Origin of the sequence: Pseudomonas marginalis (genome assembly GCF_008692035.1) — a bacterium.
GTDB classification, from domain to species: domain Bacteria; phylum Pseudomonadota; class Gammaproteobacteria; order Pseudomonadales; family Pseudomonadaceae; genus Aquipseudomonas; species Aquipseudomonas marginalis.
In genome coordinates this window covers 1,265,471-1,286,052 of record NZ_VTFG01000002.1, presented here as the reverse complement: position 1 = coordinate 1,286,052, position 20,582 = coordinate 1,265,471, and the positions used below count along the sequence as shown (strand labels likewise).

The following is a 20,582-nucleotide window of genomic DNA, read 5'->3' as shown; positions in this document are numbered from 1 at the left end:
GTGTCCCTGATCGCTTCAGACCACTTCCGCATCGTTGTCGGCCTCGGCAAGAGCGGCATGTCCCTGGTTCGCTTCCTGGCGAACCGGGGCACGTCGTTTGCCGTGGCCGATACGCGGGAAAATCCACCGGAGCTGGTCACGCTGCGCCGTGACTACCCGCACGTGGAAGTGCGTTGTGGCGAGCTGGATGTCGAGTTTCTGTGCCGCGCCGATGAGCTCTACGTGAGCCCCGGCCTGGCCCTGGCGACACCGGCCCTGCAAGCCGCAGCGGCCCGTGGCGTGAAGCTGTCCGGCGACATCGACCTGTTTGCACGCAATGCGAAGGCGCCGATCGTGGCCATCAGCGGTTCCAACGCGAAAAGCACCGTGACCACCCTGGTCGGCGAGATGGCGATGGCGGCCGGCAAGCGCGTGGCCGTGGGCGGCAACCTCGGCACGCCGGCGCTGGACCTGCTCAGCGACGACGTCGAGCTGTACGTGATGGAACTGTCGAGCTTCCAGCTGGAAACCACCCACGACCTGGGCGCTGAAGTGGCCACCGTGTTGAACGTCAGCGAAGACCACATGGACCGCTACAGCGGCCTGCCGGCGTACCACCTGGCCAAGCACCGGATCTTCCGCGGTGCCAGGCAATTTGTGGTCAATCGCCAGGATGCGCTGAGCCGTCCGCTGATGGGCGAGGGCATGCCGTGCTGGACCTTCGGCCTGGGCAAACCCGACTTCAAGGCCTTCGGCATTCGTGAAGAGAATGGCGAGAAATACCTGGCCTTCGAATTCCAGAACCTGATGCCGGTGCGCGAGCTGAAAATCCGTGGCGCCCATAACCAGTCCAACGCGTTGGCCGCGTTGGCGTTGGGACACGCCGTGGGTTTGCCGTTCGACGCGATGCTGTCGAGCCTGCGCACCTTCGGCGGCCTTGAGCATCGCTGCCAGTGGGTCCGCGACCTTGATGGTGTCAGTTACTACAACGACTCCAAGGCCACCAACGTGGGGGCCGCATTGGCCGCCATCGAAGGCCTGGGCGCCGATATCGAAGGCAAACTGGTGCTGATCGCCGGTGGCGACGGCAAGGGTGCAGATTTCAAGGACCTCAAGGCACCGGTGGCTGCTCATTGCCGCGCCGTGGTGTTGATGGGCCGCGACGCCGATTTGATCGCCGCCGCGCTTGGCGATGCCGTGCCACAGGTGCGTGCCACCTCCCTGGACGACGCCATTGCCCAGTGCCAAGCCCTGGCCCAACCAGGCGATGCGGTACTGCTGTCGCCGGCGTGCGCCAGTTTCGACATGTTCAAGAACTACGAAGAGCGCGGCCAGTTGTTCGCCCGCGCCGTGGAGGGCTTGGCATGAGCATCGATTTCAGAAACATCATCAAGCCGTACCCGTCGCCGATCATCACCGGGCGTGGCATCGACCTTGATTTCCCAATGCTCGCCGGTTGCCTCGCGCTGCTGGGCCTGGGCCTGGTGATGATCACCTCGGCTTCTTCCGAAGTGGCCGCCGTGCAGTCGGGCAATACCCTGTACATGATGATCCGTCACCTGGTGTACCTGATCATCGGCCTGGGCGCGTGCATCGTCACCATGATGATCCCCATCGCCACCTGGCAGCGCCTGGGCTGGCTGATGCTGATCGGCGCGTTCGGCTTGCTGGTCATGGTGATCCTGCCCGGCATCGGCCGCGAGGTGAACGGCTCGATGCGCTGGATCGGCTTCGGTGCGTTCAACGTACAGCCGTCGGAAATCGCCAAGGTGTTCGTGGTGATCTACCTGGCCGGTTACCTGGTGCGTCGCCAGAAGGAAGTGCGCGAAAGCTGGATGGGCTTCTTCAAGCCATTCATCGTGCTGTTGCCGATGGCCGGCCTGTTGCTGATGGAACCTGACTTCGGCGCCACCGTGGTGATGATGGGCGCGGCTGCGGCGATGCTGTTCCTCGGCGGCGTGGGCTTGTTCCGCTTCAGCTTGATGGTGGTGCTGGCGGTGGCTGCGGTGACCATCCTGGTACAGGCGCAACCGTACCGGATGGCGCGTCTGATCACCTTTACCGACCCCTGGTCCGACCAGTTCGGTTCCGGCTACCAATTGACCCAGGCCTTGATCGCCTTCGGTCGTGGCGAATGGCTGGGCGTGGGCCTGGGCAACAGCGTGCAGAAGCAGTTCTACCTGCCGGAAGCGCACACCGACTTCGTGTTCTCCGTACTCGCCGAAGAACTCGGCGTGGTCGGCTCGCTGTGTACCGTCGCCCTGTTCGTGTTCGTGTGTGTCCGCGGCATGTACATCGGCCTGTGGGCCGAGAAGGCCAAACAGTATTTCGCCGCCTATGTGGCCTACGGCTTGTCGTTCCTGTGGATCGGCCAGTTCCTGATCAACATCGGGGTGAACGTCGGCCTGCTGCCGACCAAGGGCCTGACCTTGCCGTTCCTCAGCTATGGCGGCAGTTCGTTGGTGATCTGCTGCGCCTGTCTTGGCTTGTTGCTGCGCATCGAGTGGGAGAGTCGAACCCACCTGGGCAGCGAAGAGATGGAGTTCAGCGAAAGCGACTTCGCCGAGGAGCCGACCCATGGGCGCTAACGTGCTGATCATGGCCGGCGGCACCGGGGGCCATGTGTTCCCGGCCCTGGCGTGCGCGCGGGAATTCCAGAACCGTGGCTACACCGTGCACTGGCTGGGTACACCGCGCGGCATCGAAAACGAGTTGGTGCCGAATGCGGGATTGCCGTTGCACCTGATCAACGTCACGGGCCTGCGCGGCAAGGGCACGTTGTCCCTGCTCAAGGCACCGTTCGTGTTGCTCAAGGCGGTGTGGCAGGCGCGCAAGGTCATCCGTGAATTGCAGCCGGTGTGTGTGCTCGGCTTCGGTGGTTATGTGACCGGCCCCGGTGGCGTCGCCGCCAGACTTGCCGGCGTGCCGGTGATCGTGCACGAGCAGAACGCCGTGGCCGGTACCGCCAACCGTTTGCTGGTGCCGTTGGCTGCGCGGGTGTGCGAGGCGTTCCCCAACACCTTCAGTGTGTCGGATAAGCGCCGTACCACCGGCAACCCGGTGCGCACCGAGCTGTTTATGGATATCGCCCGCGAAGCACTGGCGGGGCGCAAGGCGCACCTGCTGATCCTGGGCGGAAGCCTGGGTGCCGAGCCGCTGAATAAATTGCTGCCGGAAGCCGTGGCGCAACTCCCCGTGGAATTGCGCCCGGAGATCTTCCACCAGGCCGGCAAGAACCACGATGAAGTCACCGCCACGCGTTATCGCGAAGCCGGTGTGGCGGCCAATGTGCAGCCCTTTATCAAAGACATGGCCCATGCCTATGGCTGGGCCGACCTGGTGGTCTGTCGCGCGGGTGCGCTGACCGTCAGTGAACTGGCTGCTGCCGGTCTGCCGTCCTTGCTGGTGCCCTTGCCCCACGCCATCGACGATCACCAGACCCGCAACGCCGAATATTTGGCCGGGGAGGGCGCTGCCTTCCTGCTGCCGCAAAGAACGACTGGCGCCGCCGATTTGGCCGCACGCCTGACCGAGGTTTTGATGCAACCGGAACGACTCAACAACATGGCGAGCACCGCAAGCCGCCTGGCCAAACCTGACGCAACCCGCACCGTGGTCGATATCTGCCTGGAGGTGGCCCATGGTTGAGAATCAGAAAGCCATGCCACAACCGGAAATGCGCCGCATCCGTCGCATCCACTTCGTCGGTATCGGCGGCGTGGGCATGTGCGGCATCGCCGAAGTGTTGCTGAACCTGGGCTACCAGGTGTCCGGCTCGGATTTGAAAGAGTCGCCGGTTACCGAGCGCCTGAAGTCCTTTGGCGCGCAGATCTTTATCGGTCACCGCGCCGAGAACGCTGCCGAGGCTGACGTGCTGGTGGTGTCCAGCGCCGTGAACACCTCCAACCCGGAAGTGGCCACTGCTCTTGAGCGCCGCATTCCCGTGGTGCCACGCGCCGAGATGCTCGCCGAGCTGATGCGCTATCGCCACGGCATCGCCGTCGCCGGTACCCATGGCAAGACCACCACCACCAGCCTGATTGCCTCGGTGTTCGCCGCCGGTGGCCTGGACCCGACCTTCGTCATCGGTGGCCGCCTGAATGCGGCCGGTACCAATGCCCAGCTCGGTACCAGCCGCTACCTGATCGCCGAAGCCGATGAAAGCGACGCCAGTTTCCTGCACCTGCAACCGCTGGTCGCTGTGGTCACCAACATCGACGAAGATCACATGGCCACCTACGACGGTGACTTCAACAAGTTGAAGAAAACCTTCGTCGAGTTCCTGCACAACCTGCCGTTCTACGGTCTGGCCGTGCTTTGTCTGGACGACCCGGTGGTGCGTGAAATCCTGCCCCAGGTCAAGCGTCCGACCGTGACCTACGGCTTCAGCGAAGACGCCGACGTGCGCGCGATCAATGTGCGCCAGGAAGGCATGCAGACCTACTTCACCGTGCTGCGTCCCGACCGCGAGCCGCTGGATGTGTCGGTGAACATGCCGGGCAACCACAACGTATTGAATTCCCTGGCGACCATCTGCATCGCCTCCGACGAGGGCGTCAGCGATGAAGCCATCGTCGAGGGCCTGTCGCGCTTTGCCGGTGTCGGCCGACGCTTCCAGGTCTACGGCCAACTGCCGGTGGAAGGCGGTGACGTGATGCTGGTGGATGACTATGGCCACCACCCGACCGAAGTTGCCGCGGTGATCAAGGCCGTGCGCGGTGGCTGGCCGGAGCGTCGCCTGGTGATGGTCTACCAGCCGCACCGCTACAGCCGCACCCGCGATTTGTACGACGATTTCGTCAATGTATTGGCCGATGCCAACGTGCTGCTGCTGATGGAAGTCTACCCGGCCGGTGAAGAACCGATCCCCGGCGCCGACAGCCGCAAGCTGTGCAACAGCATCCGCCAGCGCGGCCAGTTGGACCCGATCTACATCGAGCGCGGTGTGGACCTGGCGCCGATCGTCAAGCCGCTGCTGCGCGCCGGCGACATCCTGCTGTGCCAGGGTGCCGGTGATATCGGTGGCCTTGCGCCTAAGTTGCTGGCGAGCCCGCTGTTTGCGGCCGCCAAGAAGGGGGCGTCGAAATGACTGCTGACTACGGCTCCCTGTTTTCGACAATCGCGCCAGCCGACTTCGGCCGCGTGGCCGTGCTGTTCGGCGGCAAGAGCGCCGAGCGCGAAGTGTCGCTCAAGTCCGGCAACGCCGTGCTCGATGCGCTGCAAAGTGCCGGCGTGAATGCGTTCGGGATCGACGTGGGCGATGACTTCCTCGCCCGCCTGCAGGCCGAGAAGATCGACCGTGCCTTCATCATCCTGCACGGCCGTGGCGGTGAAGACGGCAGCATGCAGGGCCTGTTGGAGTGTGCCGGTATCCCTTACACCGGCAGCGGCATCCTCGCTTCGGCACTGGCCATGGACAAGTTGCGCACCAAGCAGGTGTGGCACAGCCTGGGTATTCCAACCCCGCGTCACAGTGTTCTGTGCAGCGAAGACGATTGTATTTCTGCAGCCAAGGAACTGGGCCTGCCTTTGATCGTCAAACCTGCCCATGAAGGCTCCAGTATCGGCATGGCTAAAGTGAACTCGGCCGCCGAATTGATCGACGCATGGAAAGCGGCAAGTACCTACGATTCGCAAGTGTTGGTGGAACAGTGGATCCAGGGTCCCGAGTACACCATCGCCACCCTGCGTGGCCAGGTATTGCCGCCCATCGCATTGGGCACGCCCCACACCTTTTACGACTACGACGCCAAGTACCTGGCCTCCGATACCCAGTACCGGATCCCGTGCGGCCTTGACGCAACCAAAGAACAGGAATTGATGGACCTCACGGCGAAAGCCTGTGAGGCGTTGGGTATTGCCGGTTGGGCACGGGCAGACGTGATGCAGGATGACCAAGGGAATTTCTGGTTCCTGGAAGTCAACACCGCACCGGGCATGACCGACCACAGCCTGGTACCGATGGCCGCTCGCGCAGCCGGCCTGGATTTCCAGCAGTTGGTGCTGGCGATTCTGGCCGCCAGCATCGAGCCAAGAGGCTAAGGACATGAAAGGCGCATCGCTTCGTCATCAGCCCCCACAAGCACCGAGCCGCAAGCCGGTGCCACGGGGTGCCAGTCGAATGGTGGCTAAAGAGCCGATGTCGGCGCGCCTGCCGAAAGCCAACTTTGGTTTCCTCAAGGCGCTGTTCTGGCCGGTGATGCTGGTGGTGTTGGGCTTCGGCACTTACGAGGGCGCGCAGCGTCTATTGCCGTACGCCGACCGGCCGATCACCAAGATCAGCGTGCAGGGCGACCTGAGCTACATCAGCCAGCAAGCGGTGCAGCAGCGTATCGGCCCGTTCCTGGCCGCGAGCTTCTTCACCATTGACCTGGCCGGTATGCGTCGGGAGCTGGAGCAGATGCCGTGGATCGCCCACGCCGAAGTCCGCCGCGTCTGGCCGGACCAGGTGACGATCCGCCTGGAAGAGCAACTGCCCGTGGCCCGTTGGGGCGATGAGGCGCTGTTGAACAACCAGGGCCAGGCGTTCACTCCGCGTGAGCTGGCCAACTACGAGCACCTGCCGCAGCTGTTCGGGCCGCAGCGGGCGCAGCAGCAAGTGATGCAGCAGTACCAGGCCCTGAGCCAGATGCTGCGGCCAATGGGCTTCTCCATTGCACGCCTGGAACTGCGTGAACGGGGCAGCTGGTTTTTGACGACCGGGGCAGGCAGTTCCGGCCCGGGCATCCAGTTGTTGCTGGGACGCGACCGCCTGGTGGAAAAGATGCGCCGTTTCATCGCCATCTATGACAAGACCTTGAAAGAACAGATTACGAACATTGCGAGCGTCGACCTGCGTTACGCCAACGGCCTTGCCGTCGGCTGGCGTGAACCGGCTGCGCCCACGGCAGCGCAACCCGCTGTCGCGAAGAATTAAGAAGAGGCAGGACCCATGGCAAACGTGCAAAGCGGCAAAATGATCGTCGGTCTCGATATCGGCACCTCCAAGGTGGTGGCGCTGGTGGGCGAGGTCGGGGAAGACGGCACGATCGAAATCGTCGGTATTGGCACGCATCCGTCCCGTGGCCTGAAGAAGGGCGTGGTGGTCAACATCGAGTCCACCGTGCAATCGATCCAGCGCGCCATCGAAGAAGCGCAGCTGATGGCCGGTTGCCGGATTCACTCGGCGTTCGTCGGCGTGGCGGGCAACCATATCCGCAGCCTGAACTCCCACGGCATCGTGGCGATTCGCGACCGTGAAGTCAGCGCCGCCGACCTTGAGCGCGTCCTCGACGCCGCCCAGGCCGTGGCGATCCCGGCTGACCAGCGCGTGCTGCACACCCTGCCGCAGGACTACGTGATCGATAACCAGGAAGGCGTCCGCGAGCCCCTGGGCATGTCGGGCGTACGTCTGGAAGCCAAGGTCCACGTGGTGACCTGTGCCGTCAACGCCGCGCAGAACATTGAAAAATGCGTGCGCCGCTGCGGCCTGGAAATCGACGACATCATTCTCGAGCAGCTTGCCTCCGCGTATTCGGTACTGACCGACGACGAAAAAGAACTGGGCGTATGCCTGGTAGACATCGGCGGCGGCACCACCGACATCGCGATCTTCACCGAGGGTGCGATCCGTCACACCGCCGTGATCCCGATTGCCGGCGACCAGGTGACCAACGACATCGCCATGGCGCTGCGTACACCGACCCAGTACGCCGAAGAAATCAAGATCCGCTACGCCTGCGCCCTGGCCAAGCTGGCCGGTGCCGGTGAAACCATCAAGGTGCCAAGCGTGGGCGACCGTCCACCGCGTGAGTTGTCGCGCCAGGCCCTGGCCGAAGTGGTCGAGCCGCGCTACGACGAGCTGTTCACCCTGATCCAGGCTGAACTGCGCCGCAGCGGCTACGAAGATTTGATCCCGGCCGGCATTGTGCTGACCGGTGGCACCTCGAAGATGGAAGGCGCGGTCGAACTGGCCGAGGAAATCTTCCACATGCCGGTCCGCCTGGGTGTTCCCCATGGCGTCAAAGGCCTGGGCGACGTGGTGCGCAACCCGATTTATTCCACCGGTGTGGGCTTGCTGTTGTACGGGCTGCAAAAGCAGACCGACGGCATTTCCCTGTCGGGCCCGAGCAACCGGGACAGCTACCGCAGCGACGACGAGGCCAAGGCGCCGTTGTTCGAGCGGCTGCAGGCGTGGGTCAAGGGCAATTTCTAAAGATTTACCGCAACACCGCAGCACCGAAACAAGCAGTAGGCGAAAAAACTAGAGAAAACGAAAGGAGAGGGAACATGTTCGAACTCGTAGACAACATCCCCGCCAGCCCGGTCATCAAAGTGATCGGTGTCGGCGGTGGCGGCGGCAACGCTGTCAACCATATGGTCAAGAGCAACATTGAAGGCGTTGAATTCATCTGCGCCAACACTGACGCCCAGGCGCTGAAAAGCATCGGCGCGCGGACCATCCTGCAATTGGGCACCGCCGTGACCAAGGGCCTCGGCGCCGGCGCCAATCCGGAAGTCGGCCGTCAAGCCGCCCTGGAAGACCGCGAGCGTATTGCCGAAGTGCTGCAGGGCACCAACATGGTGTTCATCACCACGGGCATGGGCGGCGGTACCGGTACCGGTGCAGCGCCGATCATTGCCGAAGTGGCCAAGGAAATGGGGATTCTGACGGTCGCGGTCGTGACCCGTCCGTTCCCGTTCGAAGGCCGCAAGCGCATGCAGATCGCCGACGAAGGTATCCGTCTGCTGTCTGAAAGCGTCGACTCGTTGATCACCATTCCCAACGAGAAGCTGCTGACCATCCTGGGCAAGGACGCGAGCCTGCTGTCCGCATTCGCCAAGGCTGACGATGTACTGGCCGGTGCCGTTCGCGGTATCTCCGACATCATCAAGCGCCCGGGCATGATCAACGTCGACTTTGCCGACGTCCGTACTGTCATGAGCGAAATGGGCATGGCGATGATGGGCACTGGCTGCGCCAGCGGTCCGAACCGTGCACGCGAAGCCACCGAAGCGGCCATCCGCAACCCGTTGCTGGAAGACGTGAACCTGCAAGGCGCACGCGGCATCCTGGTGAATATCACCGCCGGTCCTGACCTGTCCCTGGGTGAGTACTCCGACGTGGGTAGCATCATCGAAGCCTTCGCTTCCGAGCACGCCATGGTCAAGGTCGGTACCGTTATCGATCCGGACATGCGCGACGAGCTGCACGTGACCGTGGTTGCCACCGGCTTGGGCGCGAAAATCGAGAAGCCTGTGAAGGTCATCGACAACACCCTGCATAACAGCCAGGCCAGCCACGCGAGCCAAGCGGCTGCCGCTCCAGCGCCTTCGCGCCAGGAACTGCCGTCGGTGAACTACCGTGACCTGGATCGTCCGACCGTGATGCGCAACCAGGCTCAGGCCGGTGCTGCGGCGTCCCGTAGCCCGAATCCGCAAGATGATCTGGACTACCTGGACATCCCGGCATTCCTGCGTCGTCAGGCCGATTAATGGAATGTATCAGGGCTATGAAGGTGATTGGTGTTCAGCAAAGGTCTGGTCTGCTATTATCGCCAGCCTTTGTTGATACCAGTTCGCAATTTGCGCTGAAGCGGTCCAAGCCATGATTAAACAACGCACCCTGAAGAATATTATTCGTGCCACAGGTGTAGGTCTGCACTCCGGGGAGAAGGTATACCTGACCCTCAAGCCTGCACCTGTCGACACCGGCATCGTGTTTGTGCGTGCCGACCTGGACCCTGTGGTGCAGATTCCTGCTCGCGCGGAAAATGTTGGCGAAACCACGATGTCGACCACGTTGGTCAACGGTGACGTCAAAGTGGACACGGTGGAGCACTTGCTCTCGGCCATGGCCGGTTTGGGCATCGATAACGCCTACGTCGAGCTCTCCGCGTCCGAAGTCCCGATCATGGATGGCAGCGCTGGACCCTTCGTATTCTTGATTCAATCTGCCGGCCTGGAAGAACAGGACGCAGCCAAGAAGTTCATACGCATTCTGCGGGAAGTGACAGTAGAAGACGGCGACAAGCGCGCCACCTTCGTCCCGTTCGAAGGCTTTAAAGTGAGCTTTGAGATCGATTTCGATCACCCGGTATTCCGTGACCGCACCCAGAGTGCAAGCGTGGATTTTTCCAGCACTTCGTTCGTAAAAGAAGTCAGCCGCGCCCGTACCTTTGGTTTCATGAGTGACATCGAGTACCTGCGCAAGCACAACCTCGCACTCGGCGGCAGCGTTGAAAACGCCATTGTGGTCGACGCGGATGGTGTACTGAACGAAGACGGCCTTCGCTATGAAGACGAATTCGTGAAGCACAAGATCCTCGATGCAATCGGTGACCTCTACCTGCTGGGCAATAGCCTGATAGGCGAGTTCAAAGGCTTCAAGTCGGGCCACGCCCTTAACAACCAGCTGCTGCGCAAGTTGATTGAGCAGACAGACGCTTGGGAAGTCGTGACCTTCGAAGATGCCAGCACCGCACCGATCTCTTACATGCGTCCCGTTGCGGCGGTGTAAGTAACAACTCTCTTTCTTTAGTTTTTAAAGGCTGCCTTCGGGTGGCCTTTTTTTATGTGCCTGTGACGCGCCTCCCTCGTTCCCATGCGCAGCGTGGTGGCGATCATCACCCCTCACTGGCATCCACAATCCGATTGCGCCCCGTGTGCTTGGCCTCATACAACGCCCGGTCCGCACTGAGCAGCAAGCCCTCCAGGGACATCCGGCTGCGCTTGTCCCGGGTGCTCATGCCGATGCTCGCCGTGATCGGCTGCTCATCCCCCGCCACCCGCGGCAAATGTTCGATGCTGCTGCGGATATGCTCGGCGATGACCCACGCGCCCTTGGCGTCCGTATTGGGCAGCACCACCGCGAACTCCTCGCCGCCGTAACGCGCTGCGAGGTCGGCAGGGCGGCGGATATTGGCGCTGATAACCTGGGCCACCGTGCGCAGTGCTGCATCGCCACCATGATGGCCGTGGCGGTCGTTGAAGGCCTTGAAGTGGTCCACGTCGATCATCAGCACAGTCAGTGGTTCGAGCGAACGTTGCGCCCGGTCCCATTCAAGGCGCAGGCGTTCGTCGAGGATGCGGCGGTTGGCCAGGCCGGTCAGGGCGTCGGTGGCTGCCAGTTCTGACAGGACGCGCTCTGCGCGATAACGGCGGCGCAGTTCCCGGCGCAGCATCCAGGTCAGCCATAACAAGCCGATACACAGGATGCCCGTGGCGCCACTGGTCAGCAGTGCGGCGCGCTTCCAGGGGGCGAATACATCTTCACTGGACAGGGCCACCACCACAATCAGCGGCAGGTCTCCGACATTGGTGAAGGTGTACAGGCGCTCCTTGCCGCTGATGGCAGAGATGGCCTGGAAGCTGCCACTGCCTTCGCGCAGCATGCGCTTGAAGTTGGGACGTTCGCTCAGGTCCTTGTCGATCATGTCGCGCTCCAGCAGCGGTTGCTGGGCGAGCAAAATGCCTCGGTTGCTCAGCAGGTTGACGCTGCTGCCGTTGCCGATGGTGAGCGTACTGAAAAGCTGATCGAAGTACGCCAGGCGCATGGTTGCGACGGCAACGCCGGCAAATTCACCATTGGGGCCTGATACGCGCCGACTGAACGCCATGCGCCAGACCTGGTCGCAATCGCAGTGGATCTTGAACGGTCGGCTGATGAACAAACCGGCCTGGGCGTCTTTGGCATGCACCTGGAAGTAATCGCGGCTGGCAAAGTTGCGCGGGGTGGGCTGCAGGGTGGAAGAGTCCGCGATCACCGCGCCGTCGGCGTCCAACAACAGCACTTCACCCTTGAAAGGTGCGGCAGTGGACAAGTCAAACTGCACCAGGTGCTGGATATTCGCCGTAACCTGGGACAGGTCTTCGCGTTGTTTGGCGGCAATCAACCCTTTGAGTGCCAGGTCGTAGAGCTCGACGTTCCGTAGCACGTCGGCGTTGATCAACTGGGCGATATTGGTGGTTGAGCGCGTAGCGGCCTGCAGGGTGCTGGCGTGTTCGCGGATCAGCAACGCGGCGACGATGACCACGATCAAGACAACAGTGATACCGCTGCCCAGAACCATTAACAGTTCTGGGCGTGCGGCCAGGGTACGGACACGGCGTTGACTCATCGGGCAGACTTCAGCGATGTGGATGCTGGCAGTTTAGTTCTACCCGATGAAAATTAAATACTCGGTTAAAAAGAAAGATCTGCGCGTTAGAACACGTTGATCGGGTAGTCGACGATCACTCGGTACTCATCCACATCCCGGTCCACCGCCGAGTAGCCATGACTGCCACGATTGGTTGCCCATTGCAGGCGCATCGCCAGATCCTTGGCCTTGCCGCCCTGCACCACATACTTCACATCGATATCCCGTTCCCAGTGTCTGGCGTCCTTGCCATCGGCGCTGTACCAGGCACTGTAGCCACGGCTTTGCGGGTCGACCTTGGTCAGGTCGGTCTTGCCGCTGATGTAGGACACCGCCGAGGTCAGGCCAGGCATGCCGAGGCCCGCGAAGTCGTAGGCGTACTTGAGCTTCCATGAGCGCTCATTGGGGCCGTTGAAGTCCGAGTATTGCTGGGAGTTGTCCAGGTACACGCTGTCGCCCTGGCTGATGTAGTCGAACGGCGTGTTGCCGTTGACCCGCTGGTAGGCGGCGGTGACGCTGTGGTGGCCCACGCCGACGGTGAAGTGCAGGCTGTAGGTGTTGTTGTCGATATCCCCGAGCAGCGACTGGCCGGTGTCCTGGGTGTGGTAGTAGTGCAGGCCCGGGTTGAGGCTGACCAGGTCGTTCAGCGCGTAGGTGTAGTCCAGGTCGTAGTAGTACTGGTGCCACACGTCCTTGAGTTCGGAAGCGTACAGGTTGCTGGTCACTCCCGGGATGCCGCTGAACGACACGCCCGCCCAATTCATGTGCTGGCTGTCAGCGTTGCTGGGCAATGCGCCATAGCTGGTGCCGATGCGTCGGTGACCACTCTGGTTGTAGAGCTTGGTGAAGCTGGCCTGGCCGCCTTCGAGCATCCAGCCGTCGAAACTGTGGTTGCTCAGGCTCACGCCACGGAAAGTCTGCGGCAGCATGCGCGTCATGCCGCCGGCGATCACCGGGTTGTTGAGGAACAGGTCACCGGCCTTCAGCTCGGTGTCGAAGGCGCGCATCTTCAAGGTGCCCCCTGCGGTGGAGAACGCACCGGGCGCTTTGCCGCTGCCGTCAGCACTGCCGTAGGGAAGGATGCTGGAACCGTCGGTGCCGCCACCGCCGTCGAGCTTGAGGCCAAGCATGGCGTGGGCGTCCAGGCCGAAGCCGACAGTGCCCTGGGTGTAGCCGGATTCGAAGGTGCCAATAAAACCTTGGCCCCATTCCTTGCTGTCATCGGTGTGGAGGTCGCGACGGTCGCGGTTCATGTAGTAGTTGCGGGTGTTGATGTCGAGGTGCGAGCCTTCGACGAATCCGTCGGCGGGGGTGGTGTCTGCCGCGTGGGCAAGGGGAACGATCGTTGCTGCAATCGCGAGGAATAACGGGGTGAACGTCAGCGAGTTCTTCACCGGTGGAGCTCCTTTGGTCAATCGAAAACGGCCAGTGTCGTGGGGGTGTGCCTGGCCTTTTTTTACCGCAAAAAAAAGCCGCTGAAGTCAGCGGCTTTAAGACAGATTCCCAGTGTAGAGCCCTGGAAATAAGTCGAGGGAAATTCGGGTAAGCGGGTCAGCTGCCTTTGCCGTCGCGCTCATCGATGCGTCAAATTAACGCAGGCGAGCGCTGCGATACAGAGTGTAACAAGATAATGACTGTTGCCAAAACAGCAACAGTGATGCTGAGGGCCATGGGGGAGATGTCTAGACCGGCAGGGTAATGCCAAAGGTATTGCCGCTGACATCGCTGCGCACGAACACATCACCGCCGTGCATCAAGGCAATCGCCTTGACGATGGCCAGCCCCAAGCCGTGATTCGCCCCGCTGTTGCTGCGCGACGCGTCCACCCGATAGAAGCGTTCGAACAGCCGGGGCAGGTGTTCGCTGGCAATCACGTCACCAGGGTTGGTCACGCCGATTGCCACCTGATGCTCCAGCACGTCGATGTTCACATCGATCACCTGCCCCGGCGCGGTGTGCTGCACCGCATTGCTCAGCAGGTTGATCAGGGCGCGGCGCAGGTGGGCTTTTTCGATCTGCACCCGGGCGTCACCATGCACGCGTACCTGAACCTGGGCGTCTTCAAGGATGAAGTCCAGGTAGTCGAGAGTGGTCGCCACTTCATCGGCCAGGGAGCTTTCGCTCAGCTTGGTGGCCTTGCTGCCCTGGTCGGCGCTGGCGAGGAACAGCATGTCGTTGATGATCGAACGCAGGCGTTCCAATTCCTCGAGATTGGATTGCAGCACCTCGAAGTAGTGCTCGGCCGAGCGCCCGCGTGTCAGGGCAACCTGGGTCTGGCCGATCAGGTTGGTCAGCGGCGAGCGCAGTTCGTGGGCGACGTCGGCGTTGAACGACTCCAGGCGCGAGTAGGCCTGTTCCACGCGGTCCAGAGTGGCGTTGAACGAGTTGACGAACTGACTCAGCTCCGGCGGCAGCGGCGACAGTTGCAGGCGCCCGGAGAGCTTCGGTGGCGCCAGTTTCTGTGCTTCATCCGAGAGTTTGCCCAGCGGCTTGAGGCCAATGCGCGACACCCAGAACCCCAGCAGCGCCGCCAGCACCACGCCGACCAGCGCCAGGCTGACCAGCGCCACCAGCAGGTGGTGCTGGGTGGCGCGGAAGTTTTCGGTGTCGATGGCAATCATGAAGCGCAGCGGCGGGCGTTGGTCCTTGGCCGGGAACTGGCTCACCAGCACCTTGAACGGGTACTCGCGCCCCGGCAGGCGCAGATCCCGCTTGCCGGTCGGGCCCTCGGCGAAGGCGCGGATCTGCGCATCGGGGTTGCCATACTCGTAGGTCGGATCGCTGCTGACGACCCAGAAGCGGATGCGCTTGTCTTCCTCGCCGAGTAATTTGAGCTTGGCTTGAATCTTCACCCAATGGTCCGGCGTGCCGAAGCGGTTCACAGAGGATTCCAACACGCTGTAGCGCGCGTCCAGCTCCGCCCCTGGCAGCAAGCCCAGGCTGCGGTCCACCTGCTGATACAGCGCGCCGCCGATCAACAGGAATATCAGCGCCGCCACCAGGGTGAACATGCTGCTGAGACGCAGGGCAATGGAGTTAGCCGACACTGCGATTCTCCAGCACATAACCCATGCCGCGAATGGTGTGCAGCAGCTTGTGTTCGAACGGCCCGTCAAGCTTGGCGCGCAGGCGCTTGATGGCCACCTCGACCACGTTGGCGTCGCTGTCGAAATTGATGTCCCAGACCATTTCCGCAATCGAGGTCTTGGAGAGGATTTCGCCCTGGCGCCGCGCCAATACGCTGAGCAGCGAGAACTCCTTGGCGGTCAGGTCCAGGCGCACGCCATTGCGGCTGGCCTTGCGGCTGATCAGGTCGATCCACAGGTCGGCGACCGTGACCTGCACCGGTTCATGGCCGCCGCTGCGGCGGGTCAGGGCTTGCAGGCGCGCCACCAGTTCGAGGAAGGAAAACGGTTTGCCGAGGTAATCGTCGGCGCCTTCGCGCAGGCCGCGGATACGGTCTTCCACGCGCTCGCGGGCGGTGAGCATGATCACCGGCGTCTGCTTGCGCGCGCGTAATGCACGCAGCACGCCAAAGCCATCGAGGCCGGGCAGCATCACGTCGAGCACGATCACCGCGTAATCGTTCTCCAGCGCCAGGTGCAGGCCCTCGACACCCTCGCGCGCCACATCGACGGCGTAGCCTTGCTCCGTCAGGCCGCGGTGCAGGTAATCGGCGGTTTTTTCTTCATCTTCAACAATCAGTACGCGCATGAGCCTTTTGCTCCAGGACGGTGCCTTGGCCTCAATGTGTGGTTGCCAGCTCAGCCGCTGGTTTGGGCCGGTGGAAAAATTTCTCAAGGTACAAGTATATGACCGGTGTGGTGAACAGCGTCAGCGCCTGGCTCACCAGCAAGCCGCCGACCACCGCGATGCCCAGGGGCTGGCGCATTTCCGCGCCAGGGCCGGCGCCGAGCATCAGCGGTACCGCGCCCAGCAGGGCGGCGAGGGTGGTCATGATGATCGGCCGGAACCGCGTGATGCAGGCTTCATAGATCGCCTCCTCCGGCGGTAGCCCGCGCACCCGCTGGGCGTCCAGGGCAAAGTCGATCATCAGGATGCCGTTCTTCTTCACGATGCCGATCAGCAACACCAGGCCGATCAGCGCCATGATCGAAAAGTCCTGGCCCATCAGCGACAGCATTATCAGCGCGCCCAGCCCCGCCGAGGGCAAGGTGGAGATAATCGTCAGCGGGTGCACGAAGCTCTCATACAACACACCCAGAATGATGTAGACCGCCACCAGCGCTGCGAGGATCAGCCACGGCTGGCTGGCCAGCGAACTCTGGAACGCCTGGGCCGCGCCCTGGAAGTTGCCGATGATGGTGGTCGGCATGCCGATTTCATTCTTGGCCTGGTTGAGCATGATCACCGCGTCACCCAGCGCCACACCGGGTGCCAGGTTGAACGACAGGTTGGCGGCGGGGAGCATGCCGTCATGGCTGATGGACAGAGGCCCCACGGTCGGTGGGTCGACCTTGGCCACTGCCGACAACGGCACCATCTCATTGGTCAGCTTTGATCGCAGGTAGAAGTAGTTCAGGCTTTCGGCCTTGCCGCGCTGTTGGCTGTCCAGCTCCAGCACCACCTGGTATTGGTTGATCTCGGTCTGGAACTCGTTGATCTGGCGCTGGCCGAAGGCGTCGTACAGCGCCTGGTCGACATCGGTGGCGGTCAGGCCAAAGCGCGCGGCGGCCTGGCGATCAATGCTGATATGGGTGATGCTGCCGCCCAGTTGCAGGTCGTTGGACAGGTCGCGAAACGCCGGGTTGGCGCGCAGTTTTTCGGTCAGGCGCTGGGTCCAGGTGTTGAGTGTCGGGCCGTCGTTGCTCTTGAGCACGTACTGGTACTGGGCACGGCTGGGGCCGGAGCTGAGGTTGATGTCCTGGCCCGCACGCAGGTACAGCACGATGCCCGGCACTTTCGCGAGCTTGGGCCGGATGCGGTCGATGAACTGGCTGGCGGACACGTCGCGATCACCGCGGTCTTTCAAGGCGATCCAGAAGCGCCCGTTGGCGATGGTCTGGTTGCTGCCGGTCACCCCCACCGAATGGGAAAAAGCCTGCACCGCCGGGTCATCCTTGACGATCTCGGCCAGGGCCTTGTGCTTGGCGACCATGTCCGGGTACGACACATCCGCCGCCGCCTCACTGGTGCCGAGCACAAAACCGGTGTCCTGTACCGGAAAGAAGCCCTTGGGGATAAACACGTAGCCGGCCACGGCCAGGGCCAGGGTCACCACGAATAGCGCGGCCATGCTGCGCTGATGGGCCAGCGCGCGACGCAGGTTGCGCGCGTAGCCGGCCAGCAGGCGTTCGCTGAAGCCGGGTTTGTCGTGGGCCGGATGGGTCGGGGCGCGCATGAACAGCGCGGCCAATGTCGGTGCCAGGGTCAAGGAGACCACCACCGAAATCAGGATGGTCGAAGTGGCCGTCAGCGCGAACTCCTTGAACAACCGTCCGACCACACCGCCCATGAACAGCAGCGGAATAAACGCCGCCACCAGCGAGAAGCTGATGGACACCACGGTAAAGCCAATCTCGCCGGCGCCCTTGATCGCCGCTTCGCGCTTGTCGAGCCCCGCTTCGAGGTGGCGGTGAATGTTCTCCACTACCACGATGGCATCGTCGACCACAAAGCCCACGGCGATCACGATCGCCACCAGTGTGAGGTTGTTCAGGCTGAAGCCCATCAGGTACATCAGGGCAAAACTGGCGACCAGCGACACGCCGAGCACGCTGGACACAATCAGCGTCGCCGACAACTGGCGCAGGAACAGCGCCATCACCGCCACCACCAGCAGGATGGCGATCAGCAGGGTGACTTCCACTTCATGCAGGGACGCGCGGATGGTCTTGGTGCGGTCGGTCAATACGCTGACCTGCACCGAAGCCGGCAGCATGCCTTGCAGGCGCGGCAGTTCGGCCTGGATGCGGTCCACCGTCTCGACAATGTTGGCGCCGGGCTGGCGCGAAATCACCAGGTTGACCCCCGGTGTGTCGCCGGACCAGGCCTGCACGTAGGCGTTTTCCGAACCGTTGATGACTTTGGCGATATCCCGTAGTTGCACCGGTGCGCCGTTCTTGTAGGACACGATCAACTGCGCGTAGTCCTCCGGGTGAAACAGTTGGTCGTTGGTCGACAGGGTCGACACGCTGTTCTCGCCGTAGATCGCACCCTTGGCCAGGTTGAGGCTCGATTGCTGGATGGCCAGGCGAATATCGGCCAGGGTCAGGCCGATGGCCGCGAGTTTGTCGGGGGACGCCTGCACGCGGATCGCCGGGCGCTGCTGGCCGGTAATGTTGATCTGGCCGACGCCGTCGATCTGGCTGATCTGCCGCGCCAGCAGGGTTTCCACATAGTCGCTCAACTCGGTGCTGGGCATGCTGTCGGAGCTGACACTGAGGATCAGTACCGGGCTGTCCGCCGGGTTGACCTTCTTCCAGGTGGGCAGGCTCGGCATGTCGCTGGGCAGCTTGCCGGATGCGGTGTTGATCGCTGCCTGCACTTCCTGCGCGGCGGTGTCGATGCTCTTGTCGAGGGTGAATTGCAGGGTCAACAGGCTTGAGCCCAAGGCACTGCTGGAGGTCATCTGGGTCATGCCGGGGATGGCGCTGAACTGCACTTCCAGCGGCGTCGCCACCGAGGAGGCCATGGTGTCCGGGCTGGCGCCAGGCAATTGTGCGGTGACCTGGATCGTCGGAAATTCCGCCTCCGGCAGTGGCGCGATGGCAAGGCGCGGAAAGGCAATGATCCCGAGCAGCACCAGGGCGAAGGTCAACAACAGGGTGGCGACCGGGTGGTCGACGCACCAGGCCGAGGGCGAACGGCTGCCGTTCATGGCTGCACCTTGGCATCGACGGTCTGGATCACCTGCGGGGGTTCCTTGAGCACCTCCACCTGGGCACCGGCCTTGAGCCGCGACTGGCCATCACTGACCAGTAGATCACCGGCCTGCACGCCCTTGATGATGTTGATATCGCTGTTTTGATAGGTGACTTGCACCGGCACCACGTCGACCTTGTCACCGTTGACCCGGTACACGAAGTGCGAATCCAGGCCGCGTTGCACCACGGTCGGCGGCACCACCAAGGCATTTTTGTCGAGGGCGGTCTGGATCTTGATGGTCACCAGCTGCCCCGGCCACAGGCGTTGCGAGGCGTTGTTGAACTCGGCCTTGGCGCGCACGGTGCCGGTGGTGGAGCTGATCTGGTTGTCGATCAGGCTCAAGTGGCCTTCGCCGAGCAAGTCGCCGGTCTGGCCGTCGGTGTCGGCACCCAGGTAGGCGTCGACGCTGGCCTTGGCAGGCGCGGCGATCAGGCCTTGCAGGGTCGGCAGCATCTGTTGCGGCAAAGAGAACTCAACGGCAATCGGGTCGATCTGGGTCACGGAGAACAGGCCCTGGGTATCGCTGGTGCGCAGGAAGTTGCCTTCATCCACATTGCGAATACCGACGCGGCCACTGACCGGTGAGCGAATCTGGGTGTAGGACAGCTGGACCTGGGCTGCATCGATGGCGGCCTGGTTACCTTGGACGGTGGCCTTGAGCTGGTTGACCAGGGCTTGTTGCTGGTCGTAGGTCTGCTTGGATACGCCGTCGTCGACGCTCAATTCCTTGTAGCGCTTGAGGTTGACCAGCGCCACCTGCAACTGCGCCTGGCTTTCGCCCAGTTGCGCCCTGGCCTGGTCGAGACTGGCGCGGATCGAGCGATCATCGATTCTGGCCAGTAGGTCACCGGCCTTGACCCACTGGCCTTCCTTGACCGGCAATTGGGTGAGAATGCCGTCGACCTGCGGGCGAATGACCACACTGTGCAGGGACAACACCGTACCGATGCCGCTGACAAAGCGTGGAATGTCCTGCTGCGCTACGCTCACCACCCGCACCGGGATCGCGGTGGGTGCTGCCAGTCTGGCCTTGGCTGGGCGGGTCAGCGCCCAGGCTGCAACCGCCACGACCACGAGGACACCCACGATCAGGGCAGTTTTTCGTTGAATGTGCATGGGTGAGGCGCCGGGGCAAAGGATGGGGAGAGTGAGCGGTCTTTATAGCCCTTCAACCCGGTCAGCACGGTGACGGCTAACTGACAGCGCTGTCAGCAAACTCCGACCATTCGTACCGGTGGTGGTTAAAGATCTGAAGCTCGCAGGTATACTGCGCGCCAGTGTGGCCCGCAAGCCGGCCCCGCATCATTTTCTGCACGCCCCGGAGCTTTCATGACTTCCCCGACACAACCCCCTGTTGAAGCGACCGACAACGTCGATCCGGCCAGCGCCGAAGGCGTTGAAAAAGCCGAGATCCCGGCGTTCAAGTTTCCGTTCAAGCCGGGTGAGTTGGCTGGGGCCAGGAATGCGGCCCAACCGTGGTACAAAAACGGCGCCAAGAACGGCCATACCAAGTCGCCAGGCATGGCACCGCCGGGTACTCGTCGTTCGATGGGTAAACGCTGAGATTAACAAGTCGCACATCGTGTCGATTATTGC

General features: G+C 62.4%; 16 protein-coding genes. 10 read left to right on the top strand and 6 right to left on the bottom strand.

Features of this window, described 5'->3' with window-relative positions; all coding sequences use genetic code 11:
* The 9 genes from murD to lpxC all read left to right on the top strand — a co-directional run bounded on the left by murD (nt 1) and on the right by lpxC (nt 10,477).
* Nucleotides 1-1,347, top strand: coding sequence for a UDP-N-acetylmuramoyl-L-alanine--D-glutamate ligase (gene murD / locus FX984_RS26100; protein ID WP_146476039.1), 1,347 nt, complete (start codon nt 1-3; stop codon nt 1,345-1,347).
* Nucleotides 1,344-2,567, top strand: coding sequence for a putative lipid II flippase FtsW (gene ftsW / locus FX984_RS26095; RefSeq protein ID WP_027604762.1), 1,224 nt, complete (start codon nt 1,344-1,346; stop codon nt 2,565-2,567). The genes murD and ftsW overlap by 4 nt, the downstream gene beginning before the upstream one ends.
* Entirely contained in the window at nt 2,557-3,627 is a 1,071-nt protein-coding gene (gene murG / locus FX984_RS26090) for an undecaprenyldiphospho-muramoylpentapeptide beta-N-acetylglucosaminyltransferase (RefSeq protein ID WP_027604761.1), read from the top strand. Before ftsW ends, murG begins: the two co-directional genes overlap by 11 nt.
* Nucleotides 3,620-5,068, top strand: a complete 1,449-nt coding sequence (gene murC, locus FX984_RS26085) for a UDP-N-acetylmuramate--L-alanine ligase (protein WP_027604760.1) — start codon at nt 3,620-3,622, stop codon at nt 5,066-5,068. The genes murG and murC overlap by 8 nt, the downstream gene beginning before the upstream one ends.
* Nucleotides 5,065-6,021: a D-alanine--D-alanine ligase gene (locus FX984_RS26080; protein WP_027604759.1), complete on the top strand. Its 957-nt coding sequence runs from the start codon at nt 5,065-5,067 to the stop codon at nt 6,019-6,021. The genes murC and FX984_RS26080 overlap by 4 nt, the downstream gene beginning before the upstream one ends.
* 4 nt (nt 6,022-6,025) lie before the next feature.
* Complete coding sequence (locus tag FX984_RS26075) at nt 6,026-6,895, top strand: cell division protein FtsQ/DivIB (protein ID WP_027604758.1); 870 nt, start codon at nt 6,026-6,028, stop codon at nt 6,893-6,895.
* A 15-nt stretch (nt 6,896-6,910) separates the two neighbouring features.
* On the top strand, nt 6,911-8,173 hold the full coding sequence (gene ftsA / locus FX984_RS26070; protein ID WP_027604757.1) for a cell division protein FtsA: 1,263 nt from the start codon (nt 6,911-6,913) through the stop codon (nt 8,171-8,173).
* Between the two features lie 74 nt (nt 8,174-8,247).
* The gene (gene ftsZ, locus FX984_RS26065; protein ID WP_017526184.1) at nt 8,248-9,453 is read left to right on the top strand and encodes a cell division protein FtsZ; all 1,206 of its coding nucleotides are present in this window, start codon (nt 8,248-8,250) and stop codon (nt 9,451-9,453) included.
* A gap of 112 nt (nt 9,454-9,565) precedes the next feature.
* A complete protein-coding gene (gene lpxC / locus FX984_RS26060) occupies nt 9,566-10,477 on the top strand; it encodes a UDP-3-O-acyl-N-acetylglucosamine deacetylase (RefSeq protein WP_003171886.1) in 912 nt (303 codons plus the stop codon).
* A gap of 106 nt (nt 10,478-10,583) precedes the next feature.
* Here lpxC and FX984_RS26055 read toward each other — a convergent pair whose 3' ends face one another.
* The 6 genes from FX984_RS26055 to FX984_RS26030 all read right to left on the bottom strand — a co-directional run bounded on the left by FX984_RS26055 (nt 10,584) and on the right by FX984_RS26030 (nt 20,102).
* The gene (locus FX984_RS26055) at nt 10,584-12,077 is read right to left on the bottom strand and encodes a sensor domain-containing diguanylate cyclase (RefSeq protein ID WP_027604756.1); all 1,494 of its coding nucleotides are present in this window, start codon (nt 12,075-12,077) and stop codon (nt 10,584-10,586) included.
* 86 nt (nt 12,078-12,163) lie between these two features.
* Nucleotides 12,164-13,492 carry an OprD family porin gene (locus FX984_RS26050; RefSeq protein ID WP_027604755.1) on the bottom strand — a complete coding sequence of 443 codons (1,329 nt, stop codon included), beginning with the start codon at nt 13,490-13,492 and terminating at the stop codon, nt 12,164-12,166.
* Between the two features lie 288 nt (nt 13,493-13,780).
* Nucleotides 13,781-15,145 (bottom strand): heavy metal sensor histidine kinase, encoded by a 1,365-nt coding sequence (locus FX984_RS26045; RefSeq protein ID WP_027604754.1) that lies wholly within the window; start codon nt 15,143-15,145, stop codon nt 13,781-13,783.
* Complete coding sequence (locus FX984_RS26040) at nt 15,135-15,812, bottom strand: heavy metal response regulator transcription factor (protein WP_027604753.1); 678 nt, start codon at nt 15,810-15,812, stop codon at nt 15,135-15,137. Before FX984_RS26040 ends, FX984_RS26045 begins: the two co-directional genes overlap by 11 nt.
* 31 nt (nt 15,813-15,843) lie before the next feature.
* Complete coding sequence (locus FX984_RS26035) at nt 15,844-18,939, bottom strand: multidrug efflux RND transporter permease subunit (protein WP_146476037.1); 3,096 nt, start codon at nt 18,937-18,939, stop codon at nt 15,844-15,846.
* Nucleotides 18,936-20,102 (bottom strand): efflux RND transporter periplasmic adaptor subunit, encoded by a 1,167-nt coding sequence (locus tag FX984_RS26030; protein ID WP_146476035.1) that lies wholly within the window; start codon nt 20,100-20,102, stop codon nt 18,936-18,938. Before FX984_RS26030 ends, FX984_RS26035 begins: the two co-directional genes overlap by 4 nt.
* A gap of 213 nt (nt 20,103-20,315) precedes the next feature.
* Here FX984_RS26030 and FX984_RS26025 point away from each other — a divergent pair, with 213 nt between their 5' ends.
* Nucleotides 20,316-20,549: a hypothetical protein gene (locus FX984_RS26025; RefSeq protein WP_092356174.1), complete on the top strand. Its 234-nt coding sequence runs from the start codon at nt 20,316-20,318 to the stop codon at nt 20,547-20,549.
* The last annotated feature ends 33 nt before the right edge of the window (nt 20,550-20,582 follow it).